General features: G+C 63.3%; 18 protein-coding genes and 1 tRNA gene. 13 read left to right on the top strand and 6 right to left on the bottom strand.

The genetic code is table 11. The features are described from left to right. Positions 1-27 precede the first annotated feature (27 nt). Positions 28-1,524 (bottom strand): alginate export family protein, encoded by a 1,497-nt coding sequence (locus tag ACQ4WQ_RS05100; protein ID WP_436495094.1) that lies wholly within the window; start codon positions 1,522-1,524, stop codon positions 28-30. A 209-nt stretch (positions 1,525-1,733) separates the two neighbouring features. Between ACQ4WQ_RS05100 and ACQ4WQ_RS05095 the strand changes: the two genes are divergently transcribed. Both ACQ4WQ_RS05095 and ACQ4WQ_RS05090 read left to right on the top strand, forming a co-directional pair. Beyond that, positions 1,734-2,876: a sigma-54-dependent Fis family transcriptional regulator gene (locus ACQ4WQ_RS05095; protein ID WP_436495092.1), complete on the top strand. Its 1,143-nt coding sequence runs from the start codon at positions 1,734-1,736 to the stop codon at positions 2,874-2,876. A gap of 143 nt (positions 2,877-3,019) precedes the next feature. Further along, entirely contained in the window at positions 3,020-4,828 is a 1,809-nt protein-coding gene (locus ACQ4WQ_RS05090; RefSeq protein WP_436495090.1) for an NAD(P)-binding domain-containing protein, read from the top strand. A 177-nt stretch (positions 4,829-5,005) separates the two neighbouring features. Here the strand turns inward: ACQ4WQ_RS05090 and ACQ4WQ_RS05085 are convergent, their stop codons facing one another. Then, positions 5,006-5,572, bottom strand: coding sequence for a YceI family protein (locus ACQ4WQ_RS05085; protein WP_326455881.1), 567 nt, complete (start codon positions 5,570-5,572; stop codon positions 5,006-5,008). 471 nt (positions 5,573-6,043) lie between these two features. Here ACQ4WQ_RS05085 and ACQ4WQ_RS05080 point away from each other — a divergent pair, with 471 nt between their 5' ends. From ACQ4WQ_RS05080 to ACQ4WQ_RS05065, 4 genes are all read left to right on the top strand, one after another. Further along, positions 6,044-6,502, top strand: a complete 459-nt coding sequence (locus tag ACQ4WQ_RS05080) for a YbaN family protein (RefSeq protein WP_326455880.1) — start codon at positions 6,044-6,046, stop codon at positions 6,500-6,502. Between the two features lie 324 nt (positions 6,503-6,826). Beyond that, complete coding sequence (locus ACQ4WQ_RS05075; protein ID WP_070222288.1) at positions 6,827-7,636, top strand: methionine ABC transporter ATP-binding protein; 810 nt, start codon at positions 6,827-6,829, stop codon at positions 7,634-7,636. After that, positions 7,629-8,303, top strand: a complete 675-nt coding sequence (locus ACQ4WQ_RS05070; RefSeq protein WP_152251093.1) for a methionine ABC transporter permease — start codon at positions 7,629-7,631, stop codon at positions 8,301-8,303. The genes ACQ4WQ_RS05075 and ACQ4WQ_RS05070 overlap by 8 nt, the downstream gene beginning before the upstream one ends. Before the next feature lie 25 nt (positions 8,304-8,328). Next, positions 8,329-9,156, top strand: coding sequence for a MetQ/NlpA family ABC transporter substrate-binding protein (locus ACQ4WQ_RS05065; RefSeq protein ID WP_326455879.1), 828 nt, complete (start codon positions 8,329-8,331; stop codon positions 9,154-9,156). A gap of 81 nt (positions 9,157-9,237) precedes the next feature. On the opposite strand, the gene ACQ4WQ_RS05060 is transcribed toward ACQ4WQ_RS05065, so the two are convergent. Both ACQ4WQ_RS05060 and ACQ4WQ_RS05055 read right to left on the bottom strand, forming a co-directional pair. Beyond that, positions 9,238-9,855, bottom strand: a complete 618-nt coding sequence (locus tag ACQ4WQ_RS05060; protein WP_436495086.1) for an OmpW/AlkL family protein — start codon at positions 9,853-9,855, stop codon at positions 9,238-9,240. 145 nt (positions 9,856-10,000) lie between these two features. Beyond that, on the bottom strand, positions 10,001-10,897 hold the full coding sequence (locus ACQ4WQ_RS05055; RefSeq protein ID WP_436495084.1) for a LysR family transcriptional regulator: 897 nt from the start codon (positions 10,895-10,897) through the stop codon (positions 10,001-10,003). Between the two features lie 164 nt (positions 10,898-11,061). Between ACQ4WQ_RS05055 and fur the strand changes: the two genes are divergently transcribed. From fur to ACQ4WQ_RS05020, 7 genes are all read left to right on the top strand, one after another. Further along, the gene (gene fur, locus ACQ4WQ_RS05050; RefSeq protein WP_436495082.1) at positions 11,062-11,499 is read left to right on the top strand and encodes a ferric iron uptake transcriptional regulator; all 438 of its coding nucleotides are present in this window, start codon (positions 11,062-11,064) and stop codon (positions 11,497-11,499) included. Between the two features lie 69 nt (positions 11,500-11,568). Beyond that, complete coding sequence (locus ACQ4WQ_RS05045) at positions 11,569-11,931, top strand: MerR family transcriptional regulator (protein WP_436495080.1); 363 nt, start codon at positions 11,569-11,571, stop codon at positions 11,929-11,931. Positions 11,932-12,004: 73 nt separating this feature from the next. Further along, positions 12,005-12,595 carry an NAD(P)H-dependent oxidoreductase gene (locus tag ACQ4WQ_RS05040; protein ID WP_436495078.1) on the top strand — a complete coding sequence of 197 codons (591 nt, stop codon included), beginning with the start codon at positions 12,005-12,007 and terminating at the stop codon, positions 12,593-12,595. A 180-nt stretch (positions 12,596-12,775) separates the two neighbouring features. Further along, positions 12,776-13,981: a SpoIIE family protein phosphatase gene (locus ACQ4WQ_RS05035; RefSeq protein ID WP_436495076.1), complete on the top strand. Its 1,206-nt coding sequence runs from the start codon at positions 12,776-12,778 to the stop codon at positions 13,979-13,981. Positions 13,982-14,046: 65 nt separating this feature from the next. Beyond that, positions 14,047-14,604 carry a SiaB family protein kinase gene (locus ACQ4WQ_RS05030; protein ID WP_070222302.1) on the top strand — a complete coding sequence of 186 codons (558 nt, stop codon included), beginning with the start codon at positions 14,047-14,049 and terminating at the stop codon, positions 14,602-14,604. A gap of 22 nt (positions 14,605-14,626) precedes the next feature. Further along, the gene (locus ACQ4WQ_RS05025; RefSeq protein ID WP_326455874.1) at positions 14,627-15,025 is read left to right on the top strand and encodes a DUF1987 domain-containing protein; all 399 of its coding nucleotides are present in this window, start codon (positions 14,627-14,629) and stop codon (positions 15,023-15,025) included. Positions 15,026-15,028: 3 nt separating this feature from the next. Continuing rightward, positions 15,029-15,769, top strand: coding sequence for a GGDEF domain-containing protein (locus tag ACQ4WQ_RS05020; RefSeq protein ID WP_326455873.1), 741 nt, complete (start codon positions 15,029-15,031; stop codon positions 15,767-15,769). 10 nt (positions 15,770-15,779) lie between these two features. Here the strand turns inward: ACQ4WQ_RS05020 and ACQ4WQ_RS05015 are convergent, their stop codons facing one another. After that, the gene (locus ACQ4WQ_RS05015) at positions 15,780-16,490 is read right to left on the bottom strand and encodes a substrate-binding periplasmic protein (protein WP_326455872.1); all 711 of its coding nucleotides are present in this window, start codon (positions 16,488-16,490) and stop codon (positions 15,780-15,782) included. A 172-nt stretch (positions 16,491-16,662) separates the two neighbouring features. Continuing rightward, a tRNA-Sec gene (locus ACQ4WQ_RS05010) sits at positions 16,663-16,758 on the bottom strand. Between the last annotated feature and the right edge of the window lie 2 nt (positions 16,759-16,760).

The raw sequence follows: 16,760 nt of genomic DNA, 5'->3' as shown, positions 1-16,760 counted from the left end.
CGATGCTCTCCTTGATAGACAGAATATTTAATAAACCCATACCACGTTCGCCAGCCATCCCGTCCAAGTCCTGGCCTGCCCGTTCACCAGCTGGTTCACGCCCGACTGTGCGAACGAGGCGCTGAAGCCCAGGGTCAGGTAGGTATTCGGGTTCACCACGCGCACGTATTTGACGAAGACATCGTTCGCCAGCATCGGGCGCAGCACGCCGGCGATCACCACGGGGGCGCCGCCCGGCACGTCGAGGCGCGTGGCCTGGCCGAACTGCAGCGGGCTGCCCATCTGGTTGGCCCGCACCTGGGCCTGGTAGGCGGTCACGGTGTCCTTCGGCGTCGGGTGCAGCTCGATGGTGGCCTGCAGCGCATTCACGTTGGCATTGACGAAGACCCAGGTCGCCTTGCTGCCCGAAGCCCAGGCGCCCGGCGTGCCTTCGAAGAACAGCGGGTCGAAGCGCTCGTTGCGCGCCGTGCGCGGATCGTCACCGGAAAAACTCTGGTAGCCAAGCGTGAACTTCGGCGTCCACGCCACGTCGGGCAGCGAAAAGCCCCCTTCCGTGCGCCAGCCCCAGGCCCGCATCGGCTCGCGCGTATTCCACTCGCGCGCGGCGTCGACGCCGAACCAGCCTTTCGACAGCACGGTGGGCAGCACGGGAACGCGCGCGTAGCCATACACGAACTGCAAGTCCTTGCGGCCGTCAGGCACGGCCAGCGGTGCGCCGATGCCGCCTGGCGCCGCCTGCGGATACGCCGCATGCGAACGGGGCACCTTGCCATACGCGATGCCGGCCTTGCGGTCGTTCGCGGGCGCGTAGCTGACGTCAACGCCGACGACGCGCGTGCCGCTATCGTTGTCGGGATTTTCATTCGGGTCGAGATAAAACACCTGGGCGCTGAACGCATCCTGGCTTATTTTGGCCACCACGGAATTCTGGAAGGCCTTGCGCGGCCCCAGTTTCAGCGCGCCGCGGTCAAAGCCGTTCGAGCCGCCATTGGCGATCAGCATGCCGGTACCCAGCGTGAAATTCTGCGCGCCGGCCGACACATCGACCATGGCGCGCGTGCCGCCGAGCGGCATGCGGATGCCGGCGACGAATTCCTCGATCGAGATGCGGCCCGTGTCGCCCGCGCCAAACGGATCGTGGCGCAAGGTGCCCGAGCCGACGGCGGACACGCGCGCATACAGCTGCTTGCCGTCGCCCAGGTTGCGCTTGAAGCCGAGCGCCGGCTTGACATAGAACTCGTACCAGTAGGGATTGAAATCGAAGCCGGGATTGCGCGCCGGCGTATTCGACAGCTTCCAGAACAGATTGCTCTCGCCGGCCACCTGCACGCCCGCTTCCACGGAACGCGTCATTTGCCAGCCGGCGACCATGGCCGGTTCGACGGCGGCGCGCCTGGCGACTTCTTTTTCCATGCTGCTCTGGCCATCGGGATCGAGCTGGCCGGCGGCGCCGCAGGCGGCGCTCCAGCCCAGCAGGGCCAGGACGAGTGAGCTGCGCACGGGGAACATCGCTTGCGTTGCCATAGGTATCCCTTGCGATAGCTGACCTCAGATTTGAACGGATGTTATCAGAGATGCTCTTTTTTATTGTTGTAAAGCATCCTACTGTGCGGCGCCAGGCGCTGAGACGAACGTCTCACGCGCGCGCCATGCTGCAGCGCAGAATGCGCCATCCCGGCCTTCATGCTACAAACGGAAATGCCATAAAAAATACCGAGACACCGGAGAGCGCCATGCCCTACGTCCGCCAGACCAGCCATATCGACCGCGTGCGCGACCTGATCGCCGGCCGTATCGTCAATCCAGGGGCCGATACGGCCAGGCTGGCGTCGTCGTACCGGCGCTCGCTGGACGACTACCGGCTCGATCCCGCCTCCACCACGGGACCGCGCATCCTGACGGGCGCCGAGCTGCGCGCCATCCAGCAGTCCGAGGAAAATTTTCTGCGCTCCACGGGCCAGTGCCTGCCGCGCCTGCACGCCATGGTGCGCGAAGCGGGCTACTGCGTCATCCTGGCCAATGCACGCGGCGTGACGATCGACTACATGGTCGACACGGACCAGCGCAAGGATTTCAAGAAGGCGGGCCTGTACCCGGGATCGTGCTGGTCGGAAGAGGAGGAAGGCACGTGCGGCATCGCCTCCGTGCTGCTCGACCAGGAAGCGATCACCGTGCACAAGACCGACCACTTCCGCGCCGCCTTCACGGGCCTGACCTGCAGCGCCGCCCCCATCTTTTCGCCGCACGGCGACTTGATCGGCGTGCTCGATGCCTCGGCCTTGAACTCGCCCGACGCGCGCGACAGCCAGCGCCTGGTCAAACAGCTGGTGCGCCAGGGCGCAACCCTGATCGAGGACGGCTTTTTTCTCAAGTCCTACGGCCATTGCTGCATCCTGCTGGCGCACCGCAACCGCCATTTCGTGGAAGTGCAGCCGGAGATGCTGCTCGCCATCGACGAGCATGGCGACATCGTCGCCGCCAACCGCTGCGCGCGCGACGTCATCGGCGGCCTGGACGCCCTTCCCCGCCCCGTCGCCGAGGTGCTGGAAGTACGCGCCGAACGGCTGTTCGATGCGCGTACGGGACACAGTCTGCTGTCGCTGCGCCTGGCCGGCGGCAGCACCTGGCTGCACGCGCGCGTGCGCGCGCCGCTGCGCCAGGCCAGCGCGCGGGCACGCGTCAAGAACGCCCCCCCCGTGACGCAGGACGCGCCGGCCTGCACGCCGCCGGAGCTGGCCGAGCGCACGCGCATCGTCAACGCCATGAACGCCGCCAAGTGGCGCCCGCTGCAGGCGGCCGCCATGCTGGGCGTCTCGCGCGCCACCCTGTACCGGCGCCTCAAGCAGCTGCACATCGTGCCGCCGCACCGCCAGTAAGGTATCCGGCAAGCTGAGATTTCCGTCTCATATTCCGCCATGCTGCGCTGCGGGATGCGGGTTCAAAACGCCAGTGTTACAACATCGTCAGCGGCAACACAGCCGCATCCCATCATAAAGTCAGCAGACTTGGAGGAGACACGATGCAAACCGAAATCAACCCGCACGACCTGGCCGTGGCCGGCATCCTGGAGCAGCTCGAAGGCTTTCTTCGCGCCAGCGACGGCACGGGCGCCGCGCAACTGTTCGAACAGGATGGCTACTGGCGCGACCTGGTGCTGTTTACCTGGAACCTGAAAACCCTGGAAGGCCGCGGGCAGATCGCCGCCATGCTGGCCGCCCAGCTGGGCGCCGTGCAGCCCGTAACAGTCCGCATCGCCGACGGCGAGCATGCGGTGGAAGCGGGCGGCGTGCTGCAAAGCTGGATCACGGTGGAAACGAACGCGGCGCGCGGCGTGGGTTTCATCCGCATCCGCGACGGCAAGATCTGGACCCTGCTCACCACCATGAGTGAGTTGAAGGGTTTCGAGGAAGCCAAGGGCGGCCGGCGGCCCATGGGCGCGGAACACGGCGCGCGCACCAACCGCAGCAGCTGGCTGGAAAACCGCGAACAGGAAGCCAAGGAACTCGGTTACGCGCGCCAGCCCTACTGCGTCATCATCGGCGGCGGCCAGGGCGGCATCGCGCTGGGCGCGCGCCTGCGCCAGCTCAATGTCCCCACCATCATCATCGAGAAAAACGCCCGTCCCGGCGACAGCTGGCGCAAGCGCTACAAATCGCTGTGCCTGCACGACCCCGTCTGGTACGACCACATGCCGTACATCCCCTTCCCCGATAACTGGCCCGTCTTCACGCCGAAGGACAAGGTCGGCGACTGGCTGGAAATGTACACCAAGGTGATGGAGCTGAACTACTGGGGTTCGACGTCATGCGAATCGGCCAGCTTCGACGAGGCCAGCGGCGAGTGGACGGTGCAGGTGCTGCGCGACGGCCAGGCCGTCACCCTGAAACCGAAGCAGCTGGTGCTGGCGACGGGCATGTCGGGCAAGGCGAACATGCCGAAGTTCAAGGGCATGGACGTGTTCCAGGGCGAGCAGCAGCACTCGTCGCAGCATCCGGGACCGGACGCGTATGCCGGCAAGAAGGTGGTGGTCATCGGCGCGAACAATTCCGCGCACGATATCTGCGCCGCCCTGTGGGAAGCGGGCGTGGACGTGACCATGGTGCAGCGCTCGTCGACGCACATCGTGAAGTCCGATTCCTTGATGGACCTGGCCTTGGGCGACCTGTATTCGGAACGGGCGCTGGCGGCCGGCATGACCACAAACAAGGCCGACCTGACGTTCGCCTCGATCCCCTATAAAATTCTGGCTGACTTCCAGAAGCCCGTCTTCAAGGCCATCCGCGAGCGCGATGCCGACTTTTATGCGCGCCTGGAAGAACGGGGTTTCATGCTCGATTTCGGCGACGACGATTCGGGCCTGTTCATGAAATACCTGCGCCGCGGCTCCGGCTACTACATCGACGTGGGCGCCTCCGAGCTGGTCGCCGACGGCAAGATCAAGCTGAAAAGCGGCGTCGGCGTGCAGGAACTGAAAACCCATTCCATCGTGCTGTCGGACGGCACGGAGCTGCCGGCCGACCTCGTGGTGTACGCCACCGGCTACGGCTCCATGAATGGCTGGGCGGCCGACCTGATCTCGCCCGAGGTGGCGAATAAAGTGGGCAAGGTGTGGGGCCTCGGTTCCGCCACGACGAAGGACCCGGGCCCCTGGGAGGGCGAGCAGCGCAATATGTGGAAACCCACGCAGCAGCAAGCGCTGTGGTTCCACGGCGGTAACCTGCACCAGTCGCGCCATTATTCGCAGTACCTGTCGCTGCAGCTGAAGGCGCGCATGGAAGGGCTGAACACGCCCGTGTATGGGCAGCAGGAAGTGCATCACCTGGCGTGATCGTAGCCAGCAACCCGTGTAGGTCGGATTAGCGCGGGAAGCGCGTAATCCGACACATTGCAGGCGGCTCATGTCGGATTACGCGCGGCTTTGCCGCGCTAATCCGACCTACCTCCACTCAAAAAAAATGGCGGCGGACCGAAGTCCGCCGCCATTTTTACGCCATGCAGCCAACGATTACTGCTTGATGGCTTCGATCGCAAACGTCAGGGTCACGTCATCGCTGACGGCTGGCGCATATTTGCCGGCGTTGAATTCCGAGCGCTTGATCTTGGCCGTGGCATTGGCGCCGCAGGCGTCTTTTTTCAGCATCGGGTGCGGTGCGCAGGTGAACGAGGTGACGGTCAGGGTGACTGGCTTGGTCACGCCTTTCAGGGTCAGGTTGCCTTCCACGGAGGCCAGCTTGTCGCCGTCGAAATTGAACTTGGTCGACTTGTACGTGGCGACCGGGTATTTGGCCGTGTCGAGGAAGTCTTCGCCCTGGATGTGCGTGTTGAACAGGGTCGAACCCGTGTCGACGGATTTGGTGTCGATCAGCACCTCGACGGCGCCCGTCTTGGCGGCGCGGTCCAGCGTGACCTTGCCGGTGGTGTTATTGAAACGGCTTTGCTGCGTCGAGAAGCCCATGTGGGTGTACTCGAAACGGGGGAAGGTATGGCTGCCATCGATGACATAGACTTCAGGGGCGGCAAAAGCGGACAGCGAGAAGCCGGCGGCGGCGATAAAAGCGAGCAGTTTTTTCATTGTTGGTTCCTAACAAAAAGTGGAGGATGTCAAAACCGCAAGCAGCTGCAGGCGAACGCCGCCTGCGGCTGATTGTCTGGCTTCAGTTGTAATGAATTATGCATGGCATGAAGATCGATGTAAAACGGAAAATATACCTAGTTAGCATCGATAAAATCGATAATAGAGCAGATCAGGTCCGCCACAGCGCCTTCTGCTGCCGATTATTGTCTGCATTGCAAAAAATATCCAGCGTTATCCAGCACCGCAGATAAGCCAGTAGATGAGAATGATTCTTGTTATTATTCTTTAGGGTTGCTATCATCGCTGCCCGGGCAGGCAGTGCCGCCCTGATTCATCCATAATAGAAAAAACAGAGCAGAAAACCATGACGGCCACCCGCCACACCCGCCACGATATGCGCATCTTGAACGCCCATCCTGTCGCCCCGCCGCTTCGCAGCCAAGGCCTGGCAGCCGGCGCCCCCGCCTGATGCGGGAGCCGCGCGCCCACGCTCCCCTGCGCGAAGCGCACGGCGTGCGCCTGCGCCGCTGGGCCTGGACGGCCGCCGGCGCCCTGATGGTGCTGCTGGGGATCATCGGCGCCATGCTGCCCGTCATGCCGACGACGATTTTCCTGATCCTCGCCCTGGCCTGCTTCAGCCGCGCCTCGCCGCGCCTCGAGCACTGGCTGCTGCACCACCCCCGCTTCGGCCCATCGCTACGCCAGTGGCGCGAACACCGCGCCGTCTCGCGGCGCGGCAAGGCCATGGCTTGCCTGGGCATGGCCATCGGCTTCGTCGCCATGTGCCTCGGCCATCCGCCGTGGTGGGTCATCGCCATGGTGGGCGCCATGGAAATCGCCGTCCTCATCTACCTGTTGCGCCGTCCCGAAGGCCCTGCGGCCAGCGGAGCAGAATCTGCCCCTGAAGAGGGCAATCGCAGGCAGTAAACGGCCCTGCCCGCATCAAAAAAACGGCAACTGCGCCGAACCGCACATAAAAGCACCGCGATACCGGCACAAGGCGCGTCGAACTTTTCACCAAGATGAGGCTCCGCCACGCCCATCGGCGCGATTAAATTCGGCAAGAACGCCGCTTTCCCGCTTTTTTCACTTGAAAACAGTCTCATAGACATTATTTGCATATTCAAAGCAAGATTCTGTCGTAGGAGTAATAACACGATCGGAGGTATACTACGCAACCGACGTAACAGGCTGGGCGATTTGGCCCCTGCAAGCACGCCTGTCACGGTCCAATAAAAAAGGAAACACTGCATGACCACACCACACCGTACGCCGGTGATTCGCATCGATGGCGCAAACAAGACCTTCGCGCTGCCCAAAGGCGAACAATTCCACGCGGTCAAATCGGTCACGCTGGAAGTCTATCCCGGTGATATTTTCGGCCTGATCGGCAAGAGCGGCGCCGGTAAATCGACCCTGCTGCGCCTGATTAACCTGCTCGAGCGCCCCGACAGCGGCACCATTACCGTGGCCGGGCGCGAACTGACCCGCCTGGGCAAGAGCGAACTGCGCGACGCGCGCCAGAACATCGGCATGATTTTCCAGCAATTCAACCTGCTGCAAAACGCCAGCGTCTTCGACAACGTCGCCTTCCCCCTGAAAATCCACGGCACGACCAAGGGCGAGCAGATCGCCGCCAGAGTCGAGGAGTGCCTGGCGCTGGTCGGCCTGTCCGACAAGCTGCACAGCTATCCGGCGCAACTGTCCGGCGGGCAGAAGCAGCGCGTGGCGATCGCCCGCGCCCTGGCCAGCCACCCCGACGTGCTGCTGTGCGACGAGCCGACGTCCGCGCTGGACGCGGAAACGACGCGCGCCCTGCTCGACACCCTGCGCGACATCAATGCGCGCCTCGGCGTGACCATCGTCATCGTCAGCCATGAGCTGTCGGTGCTGGGCGCCATCTGCAACCGCGTGGCCGTCGTGGAAAACGGCGCCATCGCCGAACAATTCGATTTGAGCGACACGGCCACCCCGCGCAAGACGGCGCTGGGACGCGAGCTGGCGTATTACGGCACCGAGGCGTTTGAAGCCACCGCATGGAAGGATGCAACACATGTTTGAAGAATCGATCAATAACGTCATCAAGCTGCTGCCGGAAATCTGGGTAGCGCTGGGCCAGACCATGACCATGCTGGGTATCGGCCTCACGGCCGCCATCCTGATCGGCGGCCCGCTGGGCATTTTGCTGTTCCTCGTCTCGGAAGGCCAGTCGCTGGAAAACCGTCCCCTGTCGACGATCCTCGGCTGGCTGGTCAATACCGTGCGCAGCTTCCCCTTCATCATCCTGCTCGTCGCGCTGACGCCGTTTACGCGCATCATCGCGGGCACCTCGATCGGCCCGCTGGCGGCCAGCGTGCCGCTGTCGTTCGCCGCCATTCCCTATCTGGCGCGCCTGGTGGAACAGAACCTGCGCGAAGTGCCGCGCGGCGTGATCGAGGCGGCGCACGCCATGGGCGCGTCGGAAATGCAGATCATCTTCCGCGTGCTGCTGGTCGAAGCGCGCTCCGGCCTCGTGCTGGCGCTGACCGTGCTGTCGATCAGCTTCCTGTCGTATTCGGCCGTGGCCGGCGTGGTGGGCGGCGGCGGCATCGGCGACCTGGCCATCCGCTATGGCTACTACCGCTTCGAGACGGACATCATGGTCGCCACCGTGGCCATCCTGATCGTGCTGGTGCAAACCATCCAGTTCGCCGGCACGCGCATCGCCAAGCGCCTCGACAAACGTTAATTCATATTCAGAAACAAGGACCTGCATGAACCACCTTCGCCGTAATTTGCTCCTGGCCGCCGCCAGCCTGGCCTTCGCCACCGCCGCCCACGCCAAGGACCCGAAAGAACTCGTCATCGGCACCAGCTCCGGCCCGTATTCCGACCAGCTGAAGCTGGGCATCAAGCCTATCCTGGAAAAACAGGGCTACAAGGTCAAGATCGTGGAATTCAACGACTACGTGCAGCCGAACTATGCGCTGGCCGAAGGCTCGCTGGACGCCAACGTGTTCCAGCATATCGTCTACCTGACCAAGTTCGCCACCGATAACAAGCTGCCATTGAGCGCCCTGATCACCGTGCCGACCATGCCGATCGGTCTGTACGGCGGCAAGCAGAAGTCCCTGGCGGAAGTCAAGAACGGCGCCACCATCACCATGCCGAACGACCCCACCAACCAGGCGCGCGCGCTGGTGATGCTGGCCAAGATGGGCTGGATCAAGCTCAAACCGAACGTCGACCCGCTGCGCGCTTCCGAGCGCGACGTGCTGGACAACCCGAAGAAGCTGAAACTGGTGCCGCTGGAAGCGGCGCAGCTGCCACGTTCGCTGGCCGATGCCGACTATGCTTTTGTGAACGGCAACTTCGCCCTGGCCGCCGGCATGAAGCTGACGTCGGCCCTGGCCGTGGAAAAGATCTCGGACAGCTACATCAACCTGGTGGCCATCCGCACGGCCGACAAGGCCAAGCCATGGGTCAAGGACCTGGAAGCGGCCTACCGCTCGCGCGCCTTCCTCGACGCGACGAACAAGTATTTGGCCGGCTACGAAAAGACGGACTACCAGCTGGCGCTGGAAAAGACGCTGAAAAAATAAACGGCGCATGCAATGCAAAAAGGACGGCCAAGGCCGTCCTTTTTTATTGTCCGCGCCTTGCGGGCGCTATCGACACTACATTTAGAAGCGGTAGCCGACGCCTACACCGATCAGCAATGGATCAACCTTGACTTCGCTGGCCTTGGCGCCACCGATGAACACGTCGCTGCGGATCTGCACTTTCTTGATGTCGAAGTTCAGGGACCAGTTTTTGTCCAGCTTGTAATCGACACCGGCTTGCAGCGAGTAACCCCAGCTGTCATGCTCCAGGCGGCCGGCGCCGTTCAGCAATTTCACGTCCGAGATATTCGTGTAGTTCACGCCCGCGCCCACGTAAGGGCTGAACTGTTTTTCAGGCATGAAGTGGTATTGCAGCGACAGGGTCGGTGGCAGGTGCTTGAAGGTACCAATATTGTTGCCGTCGAGCTTGACGTCATGCTTTTGCGGGTAGGTCAAGATCAGCTCGGCAGCGATATTCGGCGTGAAGAAGTACGAAATATCGATTTCAGGAATCGTCTTGCTGCTGACCGTCAAACGGTCGGATGCGCCGACGCCACCAACAGGAGCAGATTTATCGGCCGGATCGATATGCACGGCGCGGGCGCGGACCAGCCAAGGGCTTTCCTGTGCCATCGCATTGCCGGCGAATGCGCCGATGGCGGCCAAAACGATTGCTGCTGCAGTTGCGGACTTTTTCATTTTATTTCCCTCTGTCGTTAAGTAACGCTGCGAAGTCTAAGAGTGCAGTGCAACAAAAACTTTGATCCACATCAAATAGTGCTAGATGGCATCAACAGAGGGATTTTTTCCTTTGCCCAGGTCAAGAAAATGCGGCGTTGCAAAATCACGCCGCCTCGGCGAACAGGCTGGCGACCCAGTCGGCAAACACGCGCACGCGCGGCGACAATTGCCGGTGATGGGGATACAGCACGGACACAGGCAGCGGGTCGGGACGCCAGTCCCGCAGCACTTCCACCAGCTCGCCGGCCGCCAGCGCCCGCTCCAGGTGATAACGGGGCGCCTGGATCAAGCCCATGCCCGCGCGGCAGCACGCGTGATACGCGTCCGCATTGTTGACGGACACCGTGCCCGGCAAGGCCACGCTGTGCCGCTGCCCATCCGCCTTGAAATCGAAGGGCCAGACCTTGCCTGTCTGGGCGGAAAAGAAATTGACGGCGCGATGCCCCGCCAGCTGCGCCAGGTTCTCCGGCGTGCCGTGCGCGGCCAGGTAGGCGGGGCTGGCACAGGTCACCTGCTCCAGCAGCGCCACCCTGCGCACCACCATCGACGAGTCGCCCAGTTCGCCCACGCGCAGCACGCAATCGACGCCTTCGCGCACCAGGTCGACGAGGCGGTCGCCCATGCCGATTTCCAGTTCGATCAAGGGATAGCGGGCGCAGAACTGCTCCAGCACGGGCATGACGAAGTGCATGGCCAGGGTCGCGTGCAAGTCGATGCGCAGCTTGCCGGCCGGCTGCTGCGCCGCCGAGGAAAACACGGCTTCCGTTTCTTCCAGGTCCGCCAGCAGGCGTGCGCAGCGCTGGTAATACGCCTCGCCATCGGGCGTGGGCGTGACTTGCCGCGTGGTCCGCTGCAGCAGGCGCACGCGCAGCCGCGCTTCGAGTTGCTTGATCGCGTGCGTGACGGTCGCCTTCGGATAGCCGAGGTCATGCGCCGCCTGCGTGAAACTGCGCAGTTCGACGATGCGCGTAAAGATGCGCATCGCATCGAATCGGTCCATGTCCCCTCCATTGTTATTGCCTGCTGCACAGTGTAGCGATGTGAGCGCGATTTTTCCATCATCCGCCCCATGCAGTTCGCACGACACAAATGAGAATAGTAATGATTATCATTTGCGATATAATGGCTTACCTCGCTTGGCGACTACAACAAGGAATGGGAGACATGGATATATTGAGGGAACTGCGTGAATCGGGCTTGAAGGTAACTATCCCCCGCCTGCGGATTCTGCAGCTGTTCCAGGAAGGCACGATCAAGCACCTGAGTGCGGACGATGTCTATAAACTCTTGCTGGCCGAAAAGATCGACGTGGGCCTGGCCACCATCTACCGCGTGCTGACGCAGTTTGCCGAAGCGGGCATCCTGTTTCGCCGGCACTTCGAATCGGGCCACGCCGTCTTCGAGCTGAACGAAGGCCAGCACCACGACCACCTGGTCTGCACGGGCTGCGGCAAGGTCGATGAATTCGTCGACGAAGGCATCGAACTGCGCCAGAACGAAATCGCCGCCGAACGGGGCTTCGTGCTGCACGAGCACGCGCTGTCGCTGTACGGCACCTGCGCCGAGTGCACGGCGAAGAAAATCCCGCCGCGCCGGGCCTGAAGGTGCCTGGGCCGCCTGGACACCACTGCCTTGCGGTAAGATTCGCTCACGCTCGAGAAAGGATCACCCATGTACATCGGAGAAATCGCCCGCCTGGCGGGCACCTCGCCCAAGGCCTTGCGCCACTATGAAGCGCTCGGCTTGCTGGGCGATGTGCGCCGTTCCGGCGCCTACAGAGTCTACACGCAGCAAGACCTGGCGCAGGTCAAACTGATACGGCAGGCCCAGGTCCTGGGCTTCCGCCTGGCTGAACTGCTGCCCGTCCTGGCCGGCGACGAGACCGACTGGGCCGCCCTGTCGCGGCACATCGATGCCAAGCGCGCGCAGGTGCGGCAGGATATCGCCCGCCTGCGCCAGCTCGACGTGCAACTGGCCGATATCGACACGGAAATCCGCGACTGCCTGGCGCGCCAGCAACTGCAGGCAGCCTGAAAATCCGCGCTTGACTCTGCCATTAGGGGCAGGCTTTAGCATGCAAGCTCTTCTTTAACGGACAGCCTGCATCATGACCAAAACGACACCCAAGCGCATCTTGATTCTCCTCGGCCACCCATCCAGCGACAGTTTCTGCGCCGCCCTGGCCGAGGCCTACGCCGCCACGGCCCGCAGCGCAGGCCATACCGTGCGCGAAGTGCGCCTGGGCCAGCTGGATTTCGACCAGAACCTGCATGAAGGCTACCGCCAGGTGCAGCCGCTGGAGCCGGACTTGCTGGCCGCGCAGGAAGCCATCATCTGGGCCGAACACCTGGTGTTCGCCTACCCGATCTGGTGGGGCGGCGCGCCGGCCCTGCTGAAAGGCTTTGTCGACCGCATCTTCCTGCCCGGCTTTGCCTTCAAGTATCGCCCGGGCAAGGCCTTTCCCGCCCAGTTGCTGCTGGGACGCACGGCGCAGCTGCTGGTGGCGATGGATACGCCGCCCTGGTATTTCCGCTGGGTCTACCACATGCCCGGCATCCACCAGCTGCGCAAGACGACCCTGGAATTTTGCGGCGTCAAGCCCGTCAAGGTGGCCAGCTTTGGCCCCATGATCGATTCCACCGAAGCGCAGCGGACGCGCTGGCTGGAACAGGCGCAGGCGCTGGCGCGGCGCCTGTAAGCCCGGCAACGGCTTGCCATGCAGCCATCTTGCATACGGTTTTGACAAGCCGGTAATCAAGCCGTCATATTCACAGGCTACCATGATGATATTGCCTGTTTGTCAGTCGCCTTGCTCTCGCGACAACAAGGGTCCGATCGTCATGTAAAGGTAGCCGCTGTGGAGTTCAACGCTTCTCGATTGCATCTTCCCCGTTATCGCACGTCGGTGGCGCTTGATCTGTGCATTCCCACGGAATCCGTGCAGGCCGACGCCAGCAACTTCGCCGTGCTGGAACTGTTCACGGAGCGGCGTGACATGATGAGCCTGCCCGTCACGGAGCAGCAAAAGCCCATCGGCTTGATCAGCCGCAATATCTTCATGTCGCAGATGTCCAAGCCCTTTTATCACGAGGTCTACGGCAAGAAGAGCTGCATCGCCTTCATGGACAAGGAACCGCTGATCGTCGATGGCGCCATGAGCATCGAAGACCTCACCTTCCGCGCCGTCGAGGCGGGAGAGAAGGCGCTGGCCGACGGCTTCATCATCACCGAAGATGGCGCGCTGGCCGGCGTGGGCTTCGGCTTGCAGCTGATGAACGTGGTGGCCACCATGCAGGCGGAAAAGAACCGGCAGATCATGCACAGCATCGATTACGCCAGCGTGATCCAGCGCGCGCTGCTGCGCACTTCCGATGCGGAATTGCGCGCCACCCTGCCCGACGCCCACCTGGAATGGCAGCCGCGCGACGTCGTCGGCGGCGACTTCTACTTTTTCGAACGTTACGAAGGAGGCTGGTTCGCCGCCATCGCCGACTGCACGGGCCACGGCGTGCCAGGCGCCTTCATGACCCTGATCGCCTCGTCGGCCCTGAGCCAGGCCTTGCGCGAACGGGGGCCGCGCGATCCGGCCGCCCTGATCGGCGCCGTCAGCCGCGCCATCAAGACCCTGCTGGGCCAGGACGGCGCCGACAGCGCCCACGCCGGCTCGAACGACGGCATGGATTGCGCCTTCCTCTGCTACGACACGGCCAGCGCCAGCCTGCGTTTCGCGGGGGCGAAACTGGCGCTGCACGTGGTGGCGCCGGGCGAAGACGCCGTGCGCGCCATCGACGGCGCGCGCATGGGCGTGGGCTATGTCGACACGCCGGCCGGCTACTGCTGGCACAACGAGACGCCCGACATTCCCGCCGGCAGCCTGCTGTTCATCACCACCGACGGCTTGCTCGACCAGATCGGCGGCGCGCGCGACATCGCCTATGGCAAGCGGCGCATGCGCGAGCAGCTGCTGGCGCGGCGCGACGCGCCGGCCAGCGACGTGGCAGCGGCCCTGCTGCAGGACAGCGCCGCCTGGCAAGGCGCGCAACCACGCCGCGACGACCTGACCTTTTTCTGTTTCCGCCTGTAGTTCGGGCGCCATCGAGCCACCTTATCAACAAGACACCGGGTCACCGGCTAGCCAGGAGCACGGACGTGCTGTACGAAGAATTCAACGAGTTTTGGGATGTGGCCCGCAAGCGCAACATCATCTTTTTTTACGTGGGCTATTTCTCGCAGCACGTGGTCAGCGCCATTTCCGAAACCATCAAGGCGCGCCTCGATACGGCCGGCGCGGCCGGACCCACGCGGCGGCGCATCTTTTCCTCGTTCATCGAGATGTCGCAAAACATCATGCATTATTCGGCCGACAGCCTGACGCCCGACGCGCAGCTGGACCAGCAGATGCGGCGCGGCTCATTCTGCATCGGCACGCGCGGCGACAGCTTTTTCCTGCTGTGCGCCAACCCCGTCTCGACGGACAACGTGGCGCAGATCCGCGCCCGCCTGGAGCCGCTGCACACGATGACGATGGAAGAAATCCGCCTGGCCTACAAGAAGGCCCTGCGCGAGGAAGCGCCGTCCGACAGCAAGGGCGCGGGCCTGGGTTTTCTCACCATGGCGCGCGACGCCAGCGAACCGCTGGAATTCGAATTCGTCCAGGACCCACAGGAGCCTGGCCACACCATCTTCTGCATCAAAGCCATCATTTGAAAGAGCCGACTCAGGAAAGCATATGCAATTACCGTCACCACTGTTCATCGCCGCGACCCCGAGTTCGCCCGAAATCGACTTCCGTTTCGAGCAGCACACCCTGTCGATCAAGGGCGAGTCGTATCCGGAAAACGCGGCCGCCTTCTATGGCCCGCTGATCGCCGCCGTGCGCGCCTACCTGGAAGACTGCCGCGCAGCAGCCATCACCGTCAACGTCTCGCTGGCCTACTTCAACAGCTCCAGCACGAAGATGCTGTTTACCCTGTTCGACACCCTGAACCAGGCGGCCGTGGACGGCAACCAGGTGCGCCTGAACTGGTATCACGACGAGGACGACGACACCATCCTGGAATTCGGCCAGGAGCTGCAGCAGGACTTTACGGCGCTGGACTTCCGCGACCATCCCGTGCAGGGCAGCTAGGGCATGCGCGCCGCCATCTCCGAGGCCGGACCGGAACCCGACCTGTTCACCGTGGAAGCGGCGGCGCTGGCTGCCGCGCGCCGCATGCACGCCGACCTTCACGCCAGCGGCGAGGCCCAGCGCCGCGTGCTCGGTGAACTGATCGGCCACTACGAGCGGTTGATGCGCGAGACGCGCCGCCTGATCGGCCGCAGCGACCGCGCCGAGCGCGACATGCATCTGCTGAACCGGCAATTGCAAACCCTGGCCGGCCAGCTCGAATACCGCGCCACGCACGACCCGCTGACGGGCGCCCTGAACCGCGGCGCCGTGATCGACCATGCGTCGCGCTGCCTGGCGCAGGGCGACATGGCGCTGATCGTGCTCGATATCGACCTGTTCAAGCAAGTCAACGACGACTTCGGCCACCCGGCCGGCGACGGCGTGATCCAGGCCGTGGTCGACTGTCTAAAAGGGTTGTTGGGACAGGAAACGGCCATCGGCCGGGTCGGCGGCGAAGAGTTTTCCGTGGTCTGGCCCACCTCCTCGCGCGACGAGGCGGCGCAAGTGGCGCAGCGCATCTGCGAGACGGTCGGCCGCCAGCGCCATGCGGCGCCCATCACGCGCGCCATCACCATCAGCGTGGGCCTGAGCTGGAACCGCGCCGGCACGCCGTTCGACACGGCCTACAGCCATGCGGACCAGGCCCTGTACCAGGCCAAGCGCGAAGGACGCAACTGCGTGCGCCAGTGGCTGGAAAGCTGAAGCGGCGCAATCAGCGCAGCTGTTCGCGTGCCATGCTGCCGTCGCGGCGCATGGCCGCCGCCGCCCGCTGCATGGCGGCCACCTGCGCCTCGGGCACCTTGAGGTTGCAGGCCAGGTAAGTCTGCACGCGGTTGAAGGTCAGCAGGGGCACCACCTTGCCCTCCCACTCCTTGCCGACGAAAGGCTTGCTGCCCACCGCCAGGCCCACGGCCCACAGGTCGATGCGCCCGAGCAGCAGCTTTTGCGGATTGATCCACTCCTGCGTGACAGGCGCCACGTTCATGCCGTGCTGGCGCAGGTAATCGTCGCGCGCGTCGCCCAGCACCGTGCCGATCACCAGGCCGCGCGCATCGGCCAGGGTGCGCAGCGCCAGATGCCGCTCGGCCAGGCCATACAGTATCCACTCCGCTTCGTTGAGGGGGCCGATCCAGCGAAACTGCGCTTCGCGCTCTTGCGTGCGCGTGGTGGAAAAGATGCAGGTATCAGGCTCGCGCAGCGCCTGCGCATACGCGCGCTTCCACGGCAGCAGTTCTATCGTATAGCCGATGCCGGCACGCGCCATGATCTCGCGCACCTTCAGCGTTTCGCGTCCCACGACGACATTGCCTTCCATCATGCTCGACGGCGGCAAATGCTCGCCGACGATGCGCAGGCCCGCCGCCCCGGCCGCCACCGGCAGCAACAGCGCCGCCAGCAGCCATGCCATGCTTGCTTGTTTCATGCTTGCCTTCTTCTACCACAGGGGATACGCATCCCTGCCACCTGCAGGATGGTACCATCGGCCCCCTTTGGCCATGGCTGAACATTATCAATTAAATCATTATTTTTCCGTAACGTGGCTCAGGGCCAACGCCGGGATCATCATGCAAGGGGAAGATGGCGAGAAAAACAATTGGCGGAAAACAGTAGGAGTCGAACCTACGGGAGAACGTCTGACGCCCTCCACCGGGTTTGAAGCCCGGCCACATCACCGGATGAGTGTGCTTTCCGC

The organism is Janthinobacterium goodfellowi (genome assembly GCF_051380695.1).
Taxonomy (GTDB): Bacteria; Pseudomonadota; Gammaproteobacteria; order Burkholderiales; family Burkholderiaceae_D; genus Janthinobacterium.
Note: the sequence above shows the minus strand (reverse complement) of the source record. Positions and strands in the feature narration are given on the sequence as shown.